Raw genomic sequence first — 2,405 nt, 5'->3', positions numbered from 1 at the left:
TCCTGGACGCGGCCTCCGGGCTGCTCGCCGCCGACCCCACCGCCGTAGCACCCCATCTGACCCGCTGGTTCGACGACGAGCGCCCGCTGCCCGCCACCCCGCACGCGACTGTCGCGAGGGCCGCGCAGGCGCTGCTGCACACCCACCGGCAGCTCGCCCTCGACGATCTCACCGAGGTGCTCGTCGACTGTGCGCACCGGCGGGCCGACGAGCTGCTCGCCGTGCTCGCGGAGGACGAACCGTCGGCGGTGTGCCGGGCCGTGGACAGGTGGGCGCACGACGAACGCCCCGACCGACGGGTCGCGGCGGTGGCGTACGGCCTGCGCGCGGCCCCGCACGTGGCGACCGAGGCCGACCGCGAGCTGCTGCGCTACGCCGCCCTCACCCTGCTGGCCCGCCCCGCCGACTGCACCCTGCACGGCGGCGCGCTCGCCCTCCTCGTCCGCGATCCCCGGACGCGTGCCCGCCATCTCCCGCAGGCACTCGGCCACTTCATGGCCGGCGACCCGCAGTTCCCGCCGAGCGCGCTGGTCGCCGCCCTGGCCACCCACCCGGAGCCGGTCCTCGACGCGTTCCGCGCCCGCTTGCGCCGCCCCGGCGCCGGAGCCGCCCTGCGCACCCTCGCCGACGTCACCACGCCCACGCAGGCGCGCCGGATCGCCGTACTCGTGCGGGAGGCGGTGGAGCAGCGCCCGGAGACCGCGGCGGACATGGCCGCGTACGTGGACCGGCGCCTCGACCAGGGGCCGGGGGCGCGGGCGGTACTGCTCCCGCTGGTCACCGGTCTGCTGGACGGCGGTTCGGAGGACGTGCGGGCCGCGCTGGCCGCCGTACTGGCCACCCCCGGCACCCCCGCCTCCCGCCCGCTCCGTCGCGAACTGCTCGAATTCCTGCTGAGCCACGAGCACGCGCCCGCCGTCCTGGACGCCCTCCTGCGCGCCGCCGCCCGTCACCCCGACGACGGACTGCGTGAACTCGTCCACCGCACCGGCCTCCTCCTGGTCCGCACCCCGCAGGGCGCGGCCCGTTTCGACCGCGGCCTCGTCGATCTCGGCCGCCAGGTGCCGGGCTTCGCCGCGCAGGTGGCGGGCTGGCTGACGGATGCTCCGCAGCGGTGGGCGGCGGTGGTCGGCCCCAGTACCCGCCGGATGATCGAGAACCTGGCAGGCTTACGCGTCCCCGCCTGACCAGGCCGCGTGCGCGCGTCCTGCGTGCGTCCTACGTCCGTCCCACGTGCGTCGAGTCACAGCGCCCATGCCGATGCGGGCAGGAGCGACGCGGCATGGCACCCTTAGACCTGCGTAAGAGGTAAGCCGTACATACGGACACAGGTTCGACGAGGAGCGGTCACAGTGCAGCGCTGGCGTGGCTTGGAGGACATTCCCGAGGACTGGGGGCGCAGCGTCGTCACCATCGGTTCCTACGACGGAGTCCACCGCGGACACCAGCTGATCATCCGGCATGCCGTGGAACGCGCCCGTGAGCTGGGCGTTCCCGCTGTCGTCGTCACCTTCGACCCGCACCCCAGCGAGGTCGTCCGCCCCGGCAGCCACCCGCCCCTGCTGGCCCCGCACCACCGCCGCGCCGAGCTGATGGCGGAGCTGGGCGTGGACGCGCTCCTCATCCTGCCCTTCACGACGGAGTTCTCGAAGCTCTCGCCGGCCGAGTTCGTCGTCAAGGTCCTGGTCGACAAGCTGCACGCCAAGGCGGTCGTCGAGGGCCCCAACTTCCGCTTCGGCCACAAGGCCGCGGGGAACGTGGAGTTCCTCGCCGAGCAGGGCAAGACGTACGACTTCGAGGTCGAGGTCATCGACCTGTTCGTGTGCGGCGACGCGGGCGGCGGCGAGCCGTTCTCCTCCACCCTGACCCGCCGCCTGGTCGGCGCGGGCGACGTCGAGGGCGCCGGCGAGATCCTGGGCCGCCCGCACCGGGTCGAGGGCGTGGTCGTCCGAGGCGCGCAGCGCGGCCGCGAGCTGGGCTTCCCCACGGCCAACGTCGAGACCCTCCCGCACACCGCCATCCCCGCCGACGGCGTCTACGCCGGCTGGCTGCACGCCCAGGGCGAGGCGATGCCGGCCGCGATCTCCGTCGGCACCAACCCGCAGTTCGACGGCACCGAGCGCACGGTCGAGGCCTACGCCATCGACCGGGTGGGGTTGGACCTGTACGGCCTGCACGTGGCCGTCGACTTCCTCGCGTACGTACGCGGCCAGGCGAAGTTCGACTCCCTGGAGGCCCTGCTGGTGCAGATGGCCGAGGACGTCAAGAAGTGCCGAGAGCTGATCTCGGCGGCCGAGTAGTCACCTTTCCCGGCCCTACGACTGTGTCTTTTACACATCTGAACCCGCCGCCGAATAGGAGAGGGCAGATCTCGGGGGCTGCAGTGTAGTGAAAGAAAAAAACAA

1 protein-coding gene and 1 pseudogene are annotated in these 2,405 nt (G+C 73.0%); both read left to right on the top strand.

Annotated features, from left to right (window positions below):
* Window positions 1-1,187, top strand: a pseudogene (locus tag HLK59_RS49550) (serine protease); the annotation flags it as partial.
* Window positions 1,188-1,352: 165 nt separating this feature from the next.
* Entirely contained in the window at window positions 1,353-2,300 is a 948-nt protein-coding gene (locus HLK59_RS49545; RefSeq protein WP_171148258.1) for a bifunctional riboflavin kinase/FAD synthetase, read from the top strand.
* Window positions 2,301-2,405 lie beyond the last annotated feature (105 nt).

It is taken from the genome of Streptomyces sp. S3(2020) (genome assembly GCF_013044505.1).
GTDB lineage: Bacteria > Actinomycetota > Actinomycetes > Streptomycetales > Streptomycetaceae > Streptomyces.
Note: the sequence above shows the minus strand (reverse complement) of the source record. Positions and strands in the feature narration are given on the sequence as shown.